The organism is Microbacterium karelineae (assembly GCF_009745985.1).
Classification (GTDB): domain Bacteria; phylum Actinomycetota; class Actinomycetes; order Actinomycetales; family Microbacteriaceae; genus Microbacterium; species Microbacterium karelineae.
In genome coordinates this window covers 1-1,098 of sequence record NZ_WFIX01000010.1, presented here as the reverse complement: position 1 = coordinate 1,098, position 1,098 = coordinate 1, and the positions used below count along the sequence as shown (strand labels likewise).

Sequence of the window (1,098 nt, the reverse complement as noted above, 5' to 3'; positions counted from 1 at the left end):
CTTCGCCTACAACCGGTACGAAAGTAATTTCATTGATCTTAGCAATAGCTGCATTGATTTTTTCTCTGTCTGTTCCTGCAATTTCGATACGTCCGATTTCTCCCATCTCTTCGATAGCAATAACCGTATCTGTATCTTTCTGTAATTGTTGAATAATTTTTCCACCAGGCCCGATTACAGCTCCAATGAAATCTTTTGGAATCTCCATAACCACCATTTTCGGAGCGTGAGGCTTCACATCTGCTCTTGGCTGGGAAATCGTTTCCGTGATTTTATTAAGGATGTGTAATCTTCCGTCTTTAGCCTGCATCAAAGCTTTCTCCATGATATCCATAGAAAGTCCCTGGATTTTGATATCCATCTGACAAGCTGTGATACCGTCTGCAGTACCTGTTACTTTGAAGTCCATATCTCCAAGGTGATCTTCATCTCCTAAGATATCGGAAAGTACGGTAAATTTACCTGATTTTGTATCGGTGATCAGACCCATTGCAATCCCTGAAACAGGTTTTGTGATCTGAACCCCTGCATCCATCAATGCTAATGTACCTGCACAAACTGTTGCCATTGAAGAAGAACCGTTAGATTCTAAGATATCGGAAACAATTCTGATTGTATATGGATTTTCTTGCGGAATTACTGCTGTTAAAGCTCTTTGAGCTAAGTTTCCGTGTCCTACTTCTCTTCGTGAAGTACCTCTTAAGGGTCTTGCTTCACCTGTAGAGAATGGAGGGAAGTTATAGTGTAAGAAGAATCTTTCGTCGTGCTGCGTGATTACGCTGTCGATCATGTTCGCATCTTTTACAGAACCCAGAGTTACCGCAGTCAGAGACTGAGTTTCTCCTCTTGTAAAGATTGCAGAACCGTGAGCTCCCGGAAGATAATCAATTTCTGACCAGATTGGACGGATTGTCTGAGGATCACGACCATCAAGACGGATATTGTCTTCAAGGATCATCTGACGCATTGCTTCTTTCTCTACGTCATGGTAATATACTTTAACGAATGGAGTTACTCTTGCCAATTCCTCTTCGTCTTCAGCATATTGTGCTAAAAACTCTTCAAGAACCGCTTTGAATTTTTCTCCCCTTTCTTCTT

Annotated in this window: 1 protein-coding gene; it reads right to left on the bottom strand. The window is 41.4% G+C overall.

Translation table 11 applies throughout. The features are described 5' to 3' along the window. Nucleotides 1-1,098 (bottom strand): polyribonucleotide nucleotidyltransferase (locus GB932_RS21715; protein WP_156758775.1); only part of this gene is annotated, 1,098 nt, incomplete at both ends.